The following is a 16,147-nucleotide window of genomic DNA, read 5'->3' as shown; positions in this document are numbered from 1 at the left end:
CTTCCCCTTGAATTGAGAAATCGCGGCCATATTTACAGGGAGTGATACAACTAAAATACAAGTTAGTCAGGGGTTAAAATGAGCGATCAAGCAACTCTACAAAGTAAGGAAACACGTGGCTTCCAATCGGAAGTGAAGCAGCTACTGCACTTAATGATCCACTCACTCTATTCCAACAAAGAGATCTTTTTGCGTGAGCTGATCTCCAACGCTTCTGATGCCGCTGATAAGCTGCGTTTCAAGGCGCTTTCAGATGCTGCACTTTATGAAAACGACGGTGAGCTGCGTGTTCGCCTGAGCGTAGATAAAGACGCTGGCACGCTGACTATCGAGGATAACGGTATTGGTATGACCCGTGAAGAGGTGATTGAGAACCTGGGTACTATTGCCAAATCCGGCACGGCTGATTTCTTTAAACAACTGTCAGAAGACCAATCGAAAGACAGCCAATTGATTGGCCAGTTTGGTGTAGGTTTTTATTCTGCGTTCATCGTTGCTGACAAGGTTTCTGTCTCTACCCGTGCAGCCGGTGCGACGGCATCTGAAGGTGTGAAGTGGGAATCTGAGGGTGAAGGCGAATACACCATCGAAGGTATCGAAAAAGCGAGCCGTGGTACGGCTATCACCCTTCACCTGCGCGAAGATGATAAAGAGTTCCTGAACGAGTGGCGTTTGCGCGATGTGATCGGCAAATACTCTGACCACATTGGTATTCCAGTTGAAATGTGGGAGAAAGAGCGCGACGACGAAGGTAAAGAGACCGGCGAAGGGAAATGGGAGAAAGTCAACAAAGCACAGGCGCTGTGGACCCGTTCAAAATCAGACATTTCTGACGAAGAATATAACGAGTTCTACAAGCATTTGTCCCACGACTTTGCTGACCCACTGCAGTGGAGCCACAACCGCGTTGAAGGTAAGAATGACTACACCAGCTTGCTGTACATTCCTTCAAAAGCGCCTTGGGACCTGTTTAACCGTGACCACAAACATGGCCTGAAACTGTATGTCCAGCGTGTATTCATCATGGATGATGCGTCTCAGTTTATGCCGAGCTACCTGCGTTTCGTGCGTGGTCTGATTGACTCGAATGATCTGCCACTGAACGTGTCACGTGAAATCCTCCAGGATAACAAAGTGACCCAGACGCTGCGCAATGCGTGTACAAAACGCGTATTGACCATGCTTGAGCGTATGGCGAGTAACGATGCAGAAAAATACCAGAAGTTCTGGAAAGAGTTTGGTCTGGTACTGAAAGAAGGCCCAGCGGAAGATTTCTCAAACCGCGAGAAAATTGCTGGTCTGCTTCGCTTTGCATCTACGGCAACTGACAGCAGCGAGCAAACCGTATCGCTGGCAGATTATGTGTCGCGCATGAAAGAAGAGCAGGATAAGATTTACTACCTGACAGCAGATTCTTATCAGGCGGCGAAAAACAGCCCACACCTGGAGCAATTCAAAGCGAAGGGCATTGAAGTCATTTTGATGTACGACCGTATCGACGAATGGCTGATGAGCTACCTGCCAGAGTTCGACGGCAAACAGTTCCAGGCGATCACCAAAGCGGATCTGGATCTGAGCAAGTTCGAAGACGATGCCGAGAAAGAGAAACGCGAAGAAACCGAGAAAGAATTTGCTTCCGTGGTTGAGCGTACCAAAGCGTATTTGGGCGATCGTGTGAAAGATGTACGTGCGACCTTTAAGCTCTCTGATACGCCAGCGGTTGTTGTCACCGATCAGTTTGATATGGGCACACAGATGGCGAAACTGTTAGCAGCAGCGGGTCAGGAAGCGCCGGAAGTGAAATACATCTTTGAGATGAACCCTGAACATGCACTGGTTAAACAAATGGCCGATGAGGCGGATGAAGAAGTCTTTGGCCGTTGGGTGGAGATGCTGCTAGGCCAGGCTATGCTGGCAGAGCGTGGTTCAATGGATGATCCTTCCCAATTCCTGAGTGCGGTCAATCAGCTTCTGACTAAAGGCTAATTGAACAACGATTCAATTTCGTTATAACTACAACCAAGCCCAGCGGGATTGCTGGGCTTGTTGCATCCATACCTAGACCATTTTGTAAAATACTCCCTATAAATTCCCAGTGTCATAGATCATGCAGGCATTGGGAGACAAAGGCGGCAATCAGCGCCAATTGTGTTGAAAACGTCGGGTATAAGGTTGTTTAGGTATCAATATCCGTGTATGTTTCGTGTTTTTGCGAAACTCCAAAGTAAAGAAAGGGGATAACTATGCGCATCATTCTTCTGGGCGCACCAGGTGCTGGTAAAGGGACTCAAGCGCAGTTCATCATGGAAAAATATGGTATTCCGCAAATTTCCACGGGTGACATGCTGCGTGCAGCAATCAAAGCCGGCACCGAGCTGGGCAAACAGGCGAAAGCAGTTATCGACGCAGGCCAACTGGTATCTGACGATATCATTCTGGGTCTGGTTAAAGAGCGCATTGCACAAGAAGACTGTGCGAAAGGCTTCCTACTGGATGGCTTCCCTCGCACGATTCCTCAGGCAGATGGCCTGAAAGATATCGGTGTAGAGATTGACTACGTCCTTGAGTTTGATGTGCCAGACAGTGTCATCGTAGAGCGTATGAGTGGTCGCCGTGCGCACTTGCCATCAGGACGCACTTACCACGTGGTTTACAACCCACCTAAAGTGGAAGGTAAAGACGATATCACTGGTGAAGATCTGGTTGTCCGTGATGACGATAAAGAAGAAACCGTGCGTGCGCGTCTGGGTGTATATCACGAGCAAACAGCCCCACTGATTGCTTACTACTCAAAAGAAGCAGAAGCTGGCAACACCAAATACCTGAAATTTGATGGTACCAAGCAAGTGGCTGAAGTAAGCGCAGAAATTGCAAAAGCACTGGATTAATACCCCATGCGTTGAAAAAAGGGCAATCATAGGGATTGCCCTTTTTTGATCTTTTTCTCTTAGGGAAAAGTAATGGTATTCTCTGTTGAAAACCTAACTGTGTTGCAGGACGAAATGGAAAATAAAAACAACAAAATAGGCGTGTTGTTGGCAAATCTTGGCACACCGGAAGCGCCAACCGCTCAAGCAGTCAAAGCGTTCCTCAGTGAATTCCTCCATGATCCGCGAGTCGTAGATATGACGCGTTGGTTATGGTGTCCGCTTTTGCATGGCATTATCCTTCCTTCCCGTTCCCCCAAAGTGGCAAATCTCTATCAAACTATCTGGATGGAAGAAGGGTCGCCGTTGATGGTGTATTCCATGCGGCAAAAAGACGCGCTGGAGCGTGAGACCGGGTTTCCGGTTGAGCTCGGTATGACATACGGAAATCCAAACCTTCTAAGCGGTGTAGAAGCACTGAAAGCACGTGGCTGTGAGAAAATCCTTGTCTTGCCCTTATACCCCCAATATTCCAGCACCACGACGGCCGCGGTGTTTGACAAGCTGGCAAAATCGTTAAAGCAGATGTCAGTATTGCCGGAATTTCGCTTTGTTAATCACTACTACGGTGAAGAGAGCTATATAGAGGCTCTGGCGCAGTCTGTCGAAGCGCACTGGGCAGAGCATGGCAAGCCTGACATGCTGCTATGCTCTTATCATGGCATTCCCAAACGTTACGCGGACAACGGCGATCCCTATCAATCCCATTGTCTGGCGACGACGGAGAAACTCGCTGCACGGCTAGGTAATGACGTACCGCTGAAAACCACATTCCAATCCCGTTTTGGCCGTGAAGAGTGGCTCCAGCCCTACACAGACAAAACCCTTGAACAATTGCCGAAAGAAGGGGTGAAGCGCTTGGATGTGATCACTCCAGCGTTTTCTGCTGATTGTCTGGAGACCCTGGAAGAGATTTCAGAACAGTGCCATGAAAGTTTTATCGAAGCCGGCGGCGAAACATTCAGGTATATCCCATGTTTGAATGATTCACCTGCGCACATTGCGATGATGAAAATGCTGGTGGAGAGAAACACCGCACATTGGTGATATTGCCATTGCGCTTTGTTTTATACCCTGGCAGGTATTCAGGCGGGGTATATGCTTAACAGAAATGTTCCCCGTTGAAATTAGTGTGATAGAATTCTCGTTTTCGCCACAACAATGACACATTGAATCATGAAATTCCCGGGCCAACGCAAGTCTAAGCATTACTTTCCTGTCCACGCACGCGATCCACTTCTGGTGCAAGCCAGTGAGCAACGTAAGTTGAAGCGTCCTCATGTTATCGGTATCGATCAGACGTTGGTGGATATTGAAGCGAAAGTAGGTGATGAGTTTATTGCGAAATACGCACTGAGCAAGGGCCATTCTCTGGTGATTGATGACAAGCGCGCGGAAGCGCTTTACCAAGAACTGAAAGAGAACAACATGATCAGTCACGAATTTGCAGGCGGTACCATCGGCAATACACTGCACAACTACTCTACGCTGGCTGATGACAAATCGATCCTGCTGGGGGTCATGAGTCAGGACATCACAATCGGGAGTTATGCCTACCGTTACCTGTGTAACACATCAAGCCGCATGGACTTAAACTACCTTCAGGCGGTTCAGGGACCAATCGGTCGTTGTTATACGCTGATCAGTGACGAGGGTGAACGCACCTTCGCCATCAGTGAAGGCTTGATGAACCAATTGCGCCCAGATTCCATTCCTGAGCACATCTTCAAAAACGCATCAGCGTTGGTGCTGACCGCATATCTGGTTCGCTGCAAAGAAGGTGACCCAATGCCGCAGGCAACCATGAAGGCCATTGAGTACGCGAAAAAGTATGATGTGCCAGTGGTTATGACCATGGGAACCAAATACGTTATCCAAAGTAATCCACAATGGTGGCGTGATTTCTTGTCGGAACATGTCTCTGTGGTGGCAATGAACGAAGAAGAGGCGGAAGCTCTAACAGGTGAGTCTGATCCACTTCTGGCTGCTGACAGAGCACTGGAGTGGGTAGATATGGTGCTGTGTACTGCCGGCCCGGTGGGTCTTTACATGGCGGGCTACACGGAGGAAGACGCCAAGCGTGAAACCACTTTGCCACTGCTGCCCGGCTCGATTGCGGAATTTAACCGCTACGAGTTCAGCCGCCCGATGAGAAAATCAGACTGTGAGAACCCATTCAAGGTTTACTCGCACATTGCGCCGTATATGGGGGGACCGGAACGCATCAAGAATACCAACGGTGCGGGTGACGGCGCCCTGTCAGCCTTGCTTCATGATATGTCGGCGAACCGTTATCACCGTGAAAACGTGCCAAACTCCAGTAAGCACGTGCACACTTTCCTGACATACAGCTCTTTTTCTCAGGTTTGTAAATATGCCAACCGCGTCAGCTATGAAGTGTTGGCACAACATTCGCCGCGTCTGTCACGCGGCCTGCCGGAGAAGGAAGATTCGTTAGAAGAAGCGTACTGGGAACGTTAAATCACTGCCTTATTTGGCACTTATGCGGCGTTGATTTCATGCTTTCTCTCGGTCACTTAGCGGACTAAGCTCCCGAGCAGAAATCATTTTATCGCCTTGCCTAAGCACCAACTAAGTTGTGATTAACGATGTTCATAAAGAAAAATCCGCCACTAGGGCGGATTTTTCGTGGTTATCGATTTGAAGGTTACGCCTTTGCGTAGGCTTCATTGTGAACGGCAGCAACAGCACGGCCTGAAGGGTCGGCACTGTTTTTAAAGCTCTCATCCCACTCAATGGCTTTGGCACTGGAACAGGCAATTGACGGACCGCCCGGTACACATTCAGCGGCTGATGGCAGCGGGAACAGTTCTTCAAAGATTTCACGGTAAACATAAGCTTCTTTGGTCTGCGGCGTGTTGTAAGGGAAGCGGAAACCTGCTGATGCCATCTGTTGGTCAGTGACTTTCTCTTCCGCAACAGCACGCAGGGTATCAATCCAGCCGTAGCCAACACCATCCGAAAACTGCTCTTTCTGGCGCCATGCGATTGAGTCTGGCAAGTAGTGCTCAAAACACTCACGCAGGATGTGTTTCTCCATTTTTCCGTTGCCACACATTTTGTCTTTCGGGTTCAGGCGCATTGCCACGTCGATAAACTCTTTATCGAGGAAAGGAACGCGTCCTTCAACCCCCCAGGCTGCCAGAGACTTATTCGCACGGGCACAGTCAAACATGTTAAGTGCCAGCAGCTTACGCACGGTTTCTTCGTGGAACTCTTTTGCGTTTGGCGCCTTGTGGAAGTAGAGGTAACCACCAAAGATTTCATCTGCGCCTTCGCCAGACAGTACCATCTTGATGCCCATGGCTTTGATCTTACGGCCCATCAGGTACATCGGGGTAGACGCTCGGATCGTTGTCACATCATAGGTCTCGATGTGGTAGATAACATCACGAATAGCATCTAACCCTTCCTGAATGGTATAGGTCATTTCATGGTGAACCGTACCAATCTTTTCAGCCACTTCACGAGCCGCTTTCAAATCCGGCGCACCTTCAAGCCCGATAGCGAAAGAGTGAAGCTGCGGCCACCATGCAGCGCTCTTGTCATCATCCTCTACACGCATTGCCGCAAAGCGTTTCGCGATTGCCGAAGTGATCGATGAGTCCAGTCCACCGGAGAGGAGTACACCGTAAGGTACGTCGGTCATCAACTGACGTTTTACAGCGGCTTCCAATGCAGCGGTCAGCTCTTCTTTGCTTGAGATGTTGTTTTCTACGGCGGCGTATTCGTTCCAGTCGCGAAGGTAATAGCGAACGGGCTCTGCGTCGTTTGATCCATAGTAGGAACCGGGAGGAAACTCGCTGATGGTTTTACAAACCGGAACCAGTGCTTTCATCTCTGAAGCAACATAGTAGTTGCCATGCTCGTCATAGCCTTGATAGAGCGGGATGATCCCGATATGGTCACGACCAATCAGGTATTGGTCTTTCTCTTCATCGTAAAGTGCAAACGCAAAGATACCGTTCAATTCTTCCAGAAGATCAGCGCCCATGTCCTGATACAGGGCCAGAATCACTTCACAGTCTGAATCTGTCTGGAATTCATACCTGCCGTTATAGCGGGCACGAATCTCTTTATGGTTGTAAATTTCGCCGTTGACAGCCAACACCACTTTGCCGTCCGGGCTGTAGAGAGGCTGAGCACCACTGTTCAGACCAACAATGGCAAGGCGTTCGTGTGCCAGAATTGCACGCTCAGAGGAGTAAATGCCTGACCAGTCTGGTCCGCGGTGACGCAACTTTTTGGACATTTCCAATGCACTTTTGCGAAGTGCTGATGCATCTGATTTAATATCCAGGATGCCAAAAACAGAACACATAAATCCCTCTCTCAAATTCCTGCTGCGGCCCTGATTGGGCGCGTTTTATTTCATCTTGAGTTCAATTTGCCAACATGAATAAAAAAAGCAAGCCAGAGCGAGAAAAAAAATAACAAAGCTGTAAAGTTGGTAAAAAATGTTCGGGGAAATGTATCTTTTAGTGAATAAAGCTTCATTGAAGAACAAAAAAGCACCAATCACAACAGGGGATGGTGCTTTGAACATGCGGAAACCGTTGGCAGGTTATTTTTATCAGTGAAGGTGTTCTTTCACGTGGCGGGCAAAACCGGAACCTGCCTCACGATAGATATTGTAAGCCTCATCAACCCCAAGTGCTTTAAGTTGTTCCAGCTCGTCGGCATAACGTGCGATGGCAGCAACCCGGCCCTTGAAATTGAGCTGATTGATCTGTTCCATTGCGATGGCATTTGCCTGACTGTTTGGCATGGCAAGCAGGATAAGCTCAATTTGTTTTGATGGCGTCACACGGGACCAGAAGTCAGGGTCGGTTGCATCTCCAAATATCACTTTTCTTCCTTCATTATTGTGTCGCTCAACGGAGTCCTCCCGTGCTTCAATACCCAATACAGCTTCAGGGTAATCGCCTGACAGTTCGTCATAGGCACCCGTGCCAATGCGTCCCATACCGAGGATTACTACACGGGCATTACCTAAGCATATTAACTGGTCGTTGTGGTGAAGTAGGTTGGGGCTGGGATCGTGCAACTTGCCTGACGCATAGGCATAGATTTTATGGCTGAATGTATTGAGAGGTGCAGCAAGCACAAAAGAAAGGGAGACTGCTATGGCGATAGCGACCAAAACACTGCCAGGCATGATGCCCATTTGGTATGCAATACCGCCAACAATAAGGCCAAATTCACTGTAGTTAAACAGCGAGAGCGTGGCAAACAACGACGTCCGGACGCGGAACTTAAAACCACTGAAGATGAAATAATACAACAAACCTTTGAGTGGAAGTAAAAGCAGCATCATTACTGCGATGAAAAGGCCCTGGAGGGTAGGTTGCTCTGACAAGCCGATATTAAGGAAGAAACAGACCAGAAACAGCTCTTTCAGGTTGAACAGAGACTTTGCCATTTCTGATGCACGGACATGGCCAGCCATTAGCATGCCGACGATTAAAGCCCCCAAATCCGGTTTCACACCCACGGCGTTAAACAGGCCTGCACCGACAACCAACGCAAGGAAAATAGCATAGAGTACAAGAACCTCGCCGTGACCGGCGTGATCCAACAGCTTGAAAAAGACCGGGCGGACAAGTGGCAGGGCAAAGAGGGCCAAGGCTTCGATTCCTGGTACTTTGCCTGAAGTAATCGTCAGGAAAATCACCGCGAAGATGTCCTGCATAATCAGTACGCCAATCGCAAGTGTGCCATAGGTGGCGTTCATTTCCCCCTTCTCCTGAAGCGCTTTTATCGCAAAAACCGTGCTGGAGAAAGAAAGGGCAAAGGCGATAAGTGCCAGATCACCTATTTCTAGGCCGGAAAACGTTGACATGCCAATGGCTTTGAATCCGAGCAGGCACAAAGTGAACAGTGCGGTTGTAGTGATATTGTGAAGTGTGGCGCCAAACCAGATTTCTTTATTGAGGAGTGATTTGACGTCGAGTTTCAGGCCAATAGTAAACAGCAACAGAGTGACACCCAGATCGGCCAATGTCTGAATCAGAGGGGTACTGGTGTAACCAGCTGCATTGAGGGCAAAGCCAGCGATCAGGAAACCCACCAGTGGCGGCATCTGGCAGCGTAACATAAGAAGGCCGCTGATAAATGCGGCGGCAATAATCACTAAATCCATAAAGTGGTAAACGTCCCCAGAGTCTGTAGAACTTTTTGTGGTTAAATGTTATTCAGCCCAACATGTTTTAGGTGTATCAAGGCGCTGGACTGTGGAAAGCGTCACTCGGTATCAATATTGACAATGAGATTGCAATAATAAAACAAAGGCAATGCCGGTCGCCAGCACTGCCCTTGTAACATTATTCAAAATATGAACCTAATTCAGTATCAGATCGGTATCAATCTTCCAGCAATATTTGGAGTAATGTACCATTTAGCATGGCACGTTTTACCAGTGCAAACGCGCCAAGCGTAGGTGTTGCTGACAGGCCCGCAGCGACGATTGGCAAATTTTGGTGGAAGGTGCGCAGGGATTGGTTTTCCACACAGCGCTGAATGGCAGGGAAGACCACACTTTGTGCCTCCGTAATTTCACCGGAAATCACCACCTGCTGTGGGTTAAACAGGTTAATGGTCATAGCAATCGCTTTGCCAAGGTGGTTGCCGACCTTGACTAATACCTGACGTGCTAGTTCATCGCCGGCAACTGCGGCCCTGCAAATGTCTGATACAGTCAGGTCTTTTTTGCCCTGAAGCATACTTTCGTGACCTTGAGCCAACAGTTGCTGGGCATGCTCGATGATCGCGGGGTTTGACGCGACAGTTTCCAGACAGCCGAAGTTACCGCACTGACACTTCTTTCCGAGTGGGTCAATCTGAATATGACCTATTTCACCGACATTTCGGTTGTAGCCGAGAAACACCTGACCATTCACGATGATACCTGCACCAGCACCATTGTGAACACTTACTAACAGGGTGTCGTAGTAATTTTTACTCACTCCAAAATAATGTTCAGCCAATGCCTGCCCACGGGTATCATTTCCGATAAAACATTGCACACCAAATTCATCCCGAATTAAGTCGCTGAGCGGTAATTTGTTGATCGCAATATGTGGCATGTATTCGACAATACCCGCTTCGGCGTCAACCAGGCCTGGCAGGGAGATGGAGACGGCAATAAGCTCTTTAAGTACATCCTGATTGATGGCAAGGAAGCGGTGAAGCTTGTCGATCAGCCCTTCAATCAGCGATTCTTGGTCTGGGTAGTGGAAGAGTTCATCGTGTTGTGCCAGCGGTGTGCCGGCCAAATCAAACAGTGTCAGTTCGATACGGTCACGCCCTAGCCGGACTGCCAGGGAGTGGAAAGGAGCGCTCTCGGTCGTCAGGGAGATGGCCCGACGCCCACCGGTAGAGGCCTGTTGCGCGACTTCTTTAATCAAGCCGCGCTCCAGTAACTGGCGGGTAATCTTGGTAACACTGGCTGGTGCAAGACTGCTTACATCAGCGATTTGGATTCGAGAAATCGGCCCTTGTTGGTCGATAAGTCGGTAAACGGCGGCACCGTTCAGCTGTTTTACCAGATCTACGTTACCAATTTGTCCGCCTGTCATAAATGTCCTAATTCAGTGAATATTCGCCGTTAACTACAGTCGCTTTGACATTGAAATTGCGGTCGAACACGGTCAGATTGGCGACATATCCTTCTTTGATAGCGCCAAGCTTGTCATCCACACCGATTGCCCGGGCAGGGTACAAGGTAGCCATGCGAACCGCCTCATCCAAAGCGATGCCTACATGTTCGACAGAGTTCTGTACCGCTTCAATCATGGTCAATGCCGAACCGCCAAGTGTGCCATTCTCATCAACACACTTACCATCACGGTAATATACTTTCTTGCCAACAAAAATAAAGTGATCCATGTCGGCTCCTGCAGGCGCTGCTGCGTCGGTAACCAGCACCAGCTTTTCACCTTTAAGCCTATGCGCAATGCGTATGTTTGCATAATCGACATGGAAGCCGTCAGCAATGACACCTGTGTAGACGTCGGGCGTATCGTAAATTGCGCCGACCATACCTGGTTCCCGGCCCGCGATAGGAGTCATGGCGTTGAACAGGTGCGTTGCGAAAGTAATACCGGCTTTGAAACCTTCACGAGCTTCTGCATAGCTTGCGTTGGTATGACCTGCAGAAACCACAATGCCGGCGTTTGCCAGCTTACGGATATGTTCGGCAGGGGTTAATTCAGGTGCAAGCGTGACTTTGGTTACCACGTCTGCATTGGCGGCAATAAAATCAATCATCGCATCATCAGAGCGGCGGATGTAGTCAACACTGTGAATCCCTTTCTTGGCAACGTTCAGGTAAGGACCTTCAAGGTGCAGGCCTAGTGCCTGGTGTTTATATTGTGCCTGATACTCGCGAATGGCACTGACCGAAGCCTTCATATCTTCGTCAGAAGAGGTGATCAGGGTAGGCAGAAAGCTGGTGCAGCCAGACTTAAGGTTAGCCAGATGCATTGTGCGGATGGTGTCCGCTGTCACTGCATCGTTGAACATGACGCCGCCACAACCGTTCAGCTGCAGATCGATGAAGCCTGGCGTGAGGTATGCACCGTCCAGCGAATGGGTTTCCATGCTTTCTGGCAATGCTTTTTCTGGGCAAATGTTCTGGATCAGGCCGTTATGAATGACAACAGCATGATGATCCAACATATCGCTACCGGTGAAAATACGGCAGTTTGTCAGTGCGTACATGAATACTTCCTTACCTTACAGGTTCTTGATGTTTTCTGCTTCCAGCTCTTGGAAGTACTTAACAGTCTTCACTTTCAGCTCAGCCGTTGACGGCTCATCACAAACCATCAGGGCTTTCGGGTGTAGTTGCAGAGCAGAAATTGTCCACAGGTGGTTGACAGAGCCTTCTACAGCGGCTTGCAGTGCCAGTGCTTTATTGTGACCGGTGATCAGGATCATCACTTCTTCTGCATCAAGAAGGGTACCCACACCGATGGTTAGCGCATGCTTAGGTACTTGATTGATATCGTTATCGAAGAAGCGTGAGTTTGCAATACGCGTGTCTTCGGTCAGCGTCTTGATACGGGTACGGGAAGATAAAGAAGAGGCAGGCTCATTAAAGGCAATGTGACCATCGTTCCCGACCCCACCCATGAACAGGTTTATTTTGCCATAAGATTTAATTTTTTCTTCATAGCGTTGACATTCCGCAAAGTGATCTTCCGTATTACCGTTTAACAGGTTGATATTTTTTTCTTGAATATCAATGTGATTAAAGAAATTGTTATACATGAAGCTGCGGTATGACTCTGGGTGATCTGCCGGGATGCCGCAGTATTCGTCCATATTGAAAGTGACAACGTGTTTGAAGCTTACTTCGCCCTGCTTATGAAGATTAATCAGCTGCTTGTAAGTGTTCAGAGGGGTACCGCCAGTCGGTAAGCCAAGAACAAACGGACGATCTTCGGTTGGGGAAAATTTATTAATTGAATCAATAATATATCGCGCTGACCAAAGGCCTACTTCATATGCTGTTTTTAGCGGGATAAGTCTCACGGGATACCTCTCTGTAAATTCAAACTCTGGTGATACATGATAGCGGAATTGTATCTTGGTTTTCATCATAAAATAAGTTTTATGATCGTGCTAGCAAAAAACCGGATCTCGTGGTGTTTTGAGTGACAATAATCACAATTGCATCCGTTTTAATTTGCGGGGCGAAATTAATGAAATAAACTCGTCCTGACTCATATTGGATAGTAAAAAAAGTCCCATGTTGTCATTACACATCTGAGAAAGAACCACTATAGGGGGAACAAAGGTGAATATTCTCGGTTATTTCCAAAAAGTAGGTAAAGCGTTGATGGTGCCCGTCGCCACGCTGCCTGCTGCTGCAATTTTGATGGGTGTTGGTTACTGGATTGACCCGAATGGCTGGGGTGCGAACAGTGCGCTGGCTGCATTCCTGATCAAAGCAGGCGCCGCAATCATTGATAATATGTCCTGGTTGTTCGCAGTGGGTGTTGCGTACGGCATGTCAAAAGACAAGGACGGTGCTGCGGCATTGGCTGGTCTGGTCGGTATGTATGTTGTAACAACCTTGTGTAGCCCCGGTGCGGTTGCTCAAATTGGGCTGATAGACATTTCTGCGGGTAACAATGAACTTGCATTCTCAAAGATTGCTAACCAGTTCGTTGGTATCGTTGTCGGTATCATGTCTGCGGAAATCTACAACCGTTTCTATACCGTAGAATTGCACAAAGCGCTGGCATTCTTCTCCGGTAAGCGCTTAGTGCCGATCCTTGTTTCTGTCGCGGCTATCGTGCTGTCATTTGTGCTGATGTACGTATGGCCTGTTGTTTTCTCTGCACTGGTGTCTTTTGGTGAAGCTATCACAGACTTGGGATCAGTGGGTGCAGGTATTTACGGCTTCTTTAACCGCCTTCTTATCCCTGTGGGTCTGCACCACGCACTTAATGCTGTATTCTGGTTTGACCTTGCTGGCATTAATGACCTAGGTCGTTTCTGGACACCAGGTGCACTGGAGACTGGAGAAGCAATCAAAGGTGTGACTGGTCAGTACATGGGTGGTTTCTTCCCGGTAATGATGTTTGGTCTTCCTGCCGCTGCTTTGGCTATCTACCACACTGCTAAGCCAGAGAACAAAGAAAAAGTGGCTTCAATCATGATTGCAGCAGGTTTCGCCAGCTTCTTCACAGGTGTCACCGAGCCGCTTGAATTTGCATTCTTGTTTGTTGCGCCAGTGCTGTTTGTATTGCATGCACTGTTGACGGGCTTGTCTGTATTCATTGCATCTAGCATGCAGTGGACTGCGGGCTTCGGGTTCTCAGCGGGTCTTGTCGACTTGGTACTTTCTTCCTCAAACCCCGTTGCCAACCAGTGGTACATGCTGATCGTACAAGGTCTGGTATTCTCGGTTCTGTACTACATCGTATTCCGTGTTGCTATCCAGAAGTTTAATCTGGCGACGCCTGGCCGTGAAGAAGACGAAGTAGCAACGTCAGACGTACAAGGTTCAGCAGAAACAGGTATCTTGGCACGTCAATACTTAAAAGCGCTGGGTGGTCATGACAATCTGACTAACATTGACGCTTGTATTACCCGCCTGCGCCTGACCGTGAAAGATGGTAGCCAAATCGATGAAAAAACACTGAAAGCACTGGGTGCAATGGGTGTTGTGAAACTGGGCACCAATAACCTGCAAGTTATTTTGGGTCCATTGGCGGAAATCGTTGCTGGTGAAATGAAAAAAGTCGGCACCACTGAAGATCTGTCTGACGTAAAACTGCCTTAATTTCTAAACGAATTAAGCAGTCAGAACTACCGGCCCTTATTGGGGCCGGTTTTTTTTTACTCAAATAGCGTGCAAGTGTTCAGTATTGGTTGAGTAAATAGCCATGATCGGGGATTATTGGGCATTACTTAAAATCTATCCAACCAAGGCGCTGAACAGCTGCATTTCAAGATCGCCTGGGTACAAGATCTGGATCTTCCAACGAGGTATTTTTGATGAGTGAGTCTGAGGCTCGTCCAACTAACTTTATCCGTCAAATCATCGATAAAGATTTGGCCGCTGGTGTACACAACACTGTTCACACGCGTTTTCCGCCAGAGCCAAATGGCTACCTGCACATTGGCCACGCGAAGTCGATCTGCCTGAACTTTGGTATTGCGCAAGACTACCGGGGCCAGTGCAACCTGCGCTTTGACGATACCAACCCAGAAAAAGAAGACATCGAATTCGTCGAGTCAATCAAGAATGATGTGAACTGGCTTGGCTTCCAATGGGCTGGTGAAGTTCGTTATTCGTCTGACTACTTCGACCGTCTTTACGGTTATGCGGTGGAGCTTATCGAAAAAGGTCTAGCTTATGTGGATGAACTGAGCCCTGAGCAGATCCGTGAATACCGTGGCACCCTCACTGAGCCGGGTAAACACAGTCCATACCGTGACCGCAGCGTAGAGGAAAACCTGGCGCTGTTTGAAAAGATGAAGAATGGTGAGATTGCGGAAGGCAAAGCTTGCCTGCGTGCGAAGATCGACATGGCCTCGCCATTTATGGTGATGCGTGACCCTGTTCTGTATCGTGTTCGCTTTGCCCATCACCACCAAACCGGTGACAAGTGGTGCATTTACCCGATGTATGACTTCACCCACTGTATTTCAGATGCGATTGAAGGCATTACCCACTCATTGTGTACGCTGGAATTCCAGGACAACCGTCGTCTGTATGACTGGGTGCTGGAAAACATTACGATTGACTGTCAGCCGCGTCAGTATGAGTTTAGCCGCCTGAATCTTGAATACACTGTGATGTCCAAGCGTAAGTTGAGCCAGTTGGTGAGCGAGAATCTGGTTAACGGTTGGGACGACCCACGTATGCCAACAATTTCAGGCCTGCGCCGTCGCGGCTACACACCTGCATCTATCCGTGAATTCTGTAAGCGTATTGGTGTGACCAAACAAGACAATACCATTGAGATGAGTTCGCTGGAATCTTGTGTGCGTGATGACCTGAACGAAAGTGCGCCACGCGCGATGGCAGTGTTAGATCCTATCAAGCTGGTTATCGAGAACTATGCAGAAGGCAAAGTAGAGATGCTGACTGCTCCAAACCACCCGAATAAACCAGAGATGGGTGAGCGCGAGATCCCATTCAGCCGCGAGATCTGGATTGAAGCGGAAGACTTCCGTGAAGAAGCGAACAAGAAATACAAGCGTTTAGTACTGGGTAAAGAAGTACGCCTGCGTAATGCGTATGTGGTGAAAGCTGAACGTTGCGACAAAGATGCTGATGGTAACATCACCACAGTCTACTGCACCTATGATCCAGAAACTCTGGGTAAAGACCCAGCAGATGGCCGTAAAGTAAAAGGCGTTATTCACTGGGTTTCTGCGGACGCCGGTGTTGAAGCAGAGTTTCGCCTGTATGATCGCTTGTTTACCGTACCAAACCCAGGTGCTGCAGATGACTTTGCATCAACCATTAACCCGGATTCACTGAAAGTGGTTCGTGGTTTTGTTGAACCAAGCCTGAAAGCGGCGGAAGCAGAAAAGGGTTACCAGTTTGAGCGTATGGGTTACTTCTGTGCAGACAGCAAAGACAGTAAAGCGGAAGCATTGGTGTTTAACCGCACTGTAGGCTTGCGTGATACCTGGGCAAAAATTGAAGCGAACTAATGTCTACTGAGCGAAAA

Annotated in this window: 11 protein-coding genes; 6 read left to right on the top strand and 5 right to left on the bottom strand. The window is 48.5% G+C overall.

The genetic code is table 11. From position 1 onward, the window contains the following. The first annotated feature begins 78 nt into the window (after positions 1 to 78). The 4 genes from htpG to VHA_RS16420 all read left to right on the top strand — a co-directional run bounded on the left by htpG (position 79) and on the right by VHA_RS16420 (position 5,408). Positions 79 to 1,986, top strand: coding sequence for a molecular chaperone HtpG (htpG, locus tag VHA_RS16435; RefSeq protein ID WP_005506369.1), 1,908 nt, complete (start codon positions 79 to 81; stop codon positions 1,984 to 1,986). A gap of 257 nt (positions 1,987 to 2,243) precedes the next feature. Next, on the top strand, positions 2,244 to 2,888 hold the full coding sequence (adk, locus tag VHA_RS16430; RefSeq protein ID WP_005506367.1) for an adenylate kinase: 645 nt from the start codon (positions 2,244 to 2,246) through the stop codon (positions 2,886 to 2,888). Positions 2,889 to 3,002: 114 nt separating this feature from the next. Then, the gene (gene hemH, locus VHA_RS16425; protein ID WP_040529313.1) at positions 3,003 to 3,974 is read left to right on the top strand and encodes a ferrochelatase; all 972 of its coding nucleotides are present in this window, start codon (positions 3,003 to 3,005) and stop codon (positions 3,972 to 3,974) included. 129 nt (positions 3,975 to 4,103) lie between these two features. Further along, positions 4,104 to 5,408 carry an inosine/guanosine kinase gene (locus tag VHA_RS16420; RefSeq protein ID WP_005506363.1) on the top strand — a complete coding sequence of 435 codons (1,305 nt, stop codon included), beginning with the start codon at positions 4,104 to 4,106 and terminating at the stop codon, positions 5,406 to 5,408. 187 nt (positions 5,409 to 5,595) lie between these two features. Here VHA_RS16420 and asnB read toward each other — a convergent pair whose 3' ends face one another. The 5 genes from asnB to nagB all read right to left on the bottom strand — a co-directional run bounded on the left by asnB (position 5,596) and on the right by nagB (position 12,485). Continuing rightward, positions 5,596 to 7,269 (bottom strand): asparagine synthase B, encoded by a 1,674-nt coding sequence (gene asnB, locus VHA_RS16415; protein WP_005506361.1) that lies wholly within the window; start codon positions 7,267 to 7,269, stop codon positions 5,596 to 5,598. 252 nt (positions 7,270 to 7,521) lie between these two features. Further along, entirely contained in the window at positions 7,522 to 9,090 is a 1,569-nt protein-coding gene (locus VHA_RS16405) for a cation:proton antiporter family protein (RefSeq protein ID WP_005506357.1), read from the bottom strand. A gap of 220 nt (positions 9,091 to 9,310) precedes the next feature. Then, on the bottom strand, positions 9,311 to 10,525 hold the full coding sequence (nagC, locus tag VHA_RS16400; protein ID WP_005506355.1) for a DNA-binding transcriptional regulator NagC: 1,215 nt from the start codon (positions 10,523 to 10,525) through the stop codon (positions 9,311 to 9,313). Positions 10,526 to 10,532: 7 nt separating this feature from the next. Then, on the bottom strand, positions 10,533 to 11,669 hold the full coding sequence (gene nagA, locus VHA_RS16395) for an N-acetylglucosamine-6-phosphate deacetylase (protein ID WP_005506353.1): 1,137 nt from the start codon (positions 11,667 to 11,669) through the stop codon (positions 10,533 to 10,535). Between the two features lie 15 nt (positions 11,670 to 11,684). Beyond that, entirely contained in the window at positions 11,685 to 12,485 is an 801-nt protein-coding gene (gene nagB / locus VHA_RS16390) for a glucosamine-6-phosphate deaminase (RefSeq protein ID WP_005506351.1), read from the bottom strand. A 265-nt stretch (positions 12,486 to 12,750) separates the two neighbouring features. Here nagB and nagE point away from each other — a divergent pair, with 265 nt between their 5' ends. Both nagE and glnS read left to right on the top strand, forming a co-directional pair. Then, the gene (nagE, locus tag VHA_RS16385; RefSeq protein ID WP_005506349.1) at positions 12,751 to 14,244 is read left to right on the top strand and encodes an N-acetylglucosamine-specific PTS transporter subunit IIBC; all 1,494 of its coding nucleotides are present in this window, start codon (positions 12,751 to 12,753) and stop codon (positions 14,242 to 14,244) included. A 215-nt stretch (positions 14,245 to 14,459) separates the two neighbouring features. Next, complete coding sequence (gene glnS, locus VHA_RS16380) at positions 14,460 to 16,130, top strand: glutamine--tRNA ligase (protein WP_005506347.1); 1,671 nt, start codon at positions 14,460 to 14,462, stop codon at positions 16,128 to 16,130. Positions 16,131 to 16,147 lie beyond the last annotated feature (17 nt).

The sequence above is a fragment of the Grimontia hollisae CIP 101886 genome (genome assembly GCF_000176515.1).
GTDB lineage: Bacteria > Pseudomonadota > Gammaproteobacteria > Enterobacterales > Vibrionaceae > Enterovibrio > Enterovibrio hollisae.
This window is presented reverse-complemented; position numbering and strand designations above follow the sequence as displayed.

Excerpts from the sequence above, each read along its gene's own strand:
- hemH (WP_040529313.1), top strand. The coding sequence starts at position 3,003 with ATGGAAAATAAAAACAACAAAATAGGCGTGTTGTTGGCAAATCTTGGC.
- glnS (WP_005506347.1), top strand. The coding sequence starts at position 14,460 with ATGAGTGAGTCTGAGGCTCGTCCAACTAACTTTATCCGTCAAATCATC.
- VHA_RS16405 (WP_005506357.1), bottom strand. The coding sequence starts at position 9,090 with ATGGATTTAGTGATTATTGCCGCCGCATTTATCAGCGGCCTTCTTATG.
- nagC (WP_005506355.1), bottom strand. The coding sequence starts at position 10,525 with ATGACAGGCGGACAAATTGGTAACGTAGATCTGGTAAAACAGCTGAAC.
- adk (WP_005506367.1), top strand. The coding sequence starts at position 2,244 with ATGCGCATCATTCTTCTGGGCGCACCAGGTGCTGGTAAAGGGACTCAA.
- htpG (WP_005506369.1), top strand. The coding sequence starts at position 79 with ATGAGCGATCAAGCAACTCTACAAAGTAAGGAAACACGTGGCTTCCAA.
- asnB (WP_005506361.1), bottom strand. The coding sequence starts at position 7,269 with ATGTGTTCTGTTTTTGGCATCCTGGATATTAAATCAGATGCATCAGCA.
- VHA_RS16420 (WP_005506363.1), top strand. The coding sequence starts at position 4,104 with ATGAAATTCCCGGGCCAACGCAAGTCTAAGCATTACTTTCCTGTCCAC.
- nagA (WP_005506353.1), bottom strand. The coding sequence starts at position 11,669 with ATGTACGCACTGACAAACTGCCGTATTTTCACCGGTAGCGATATGTTG.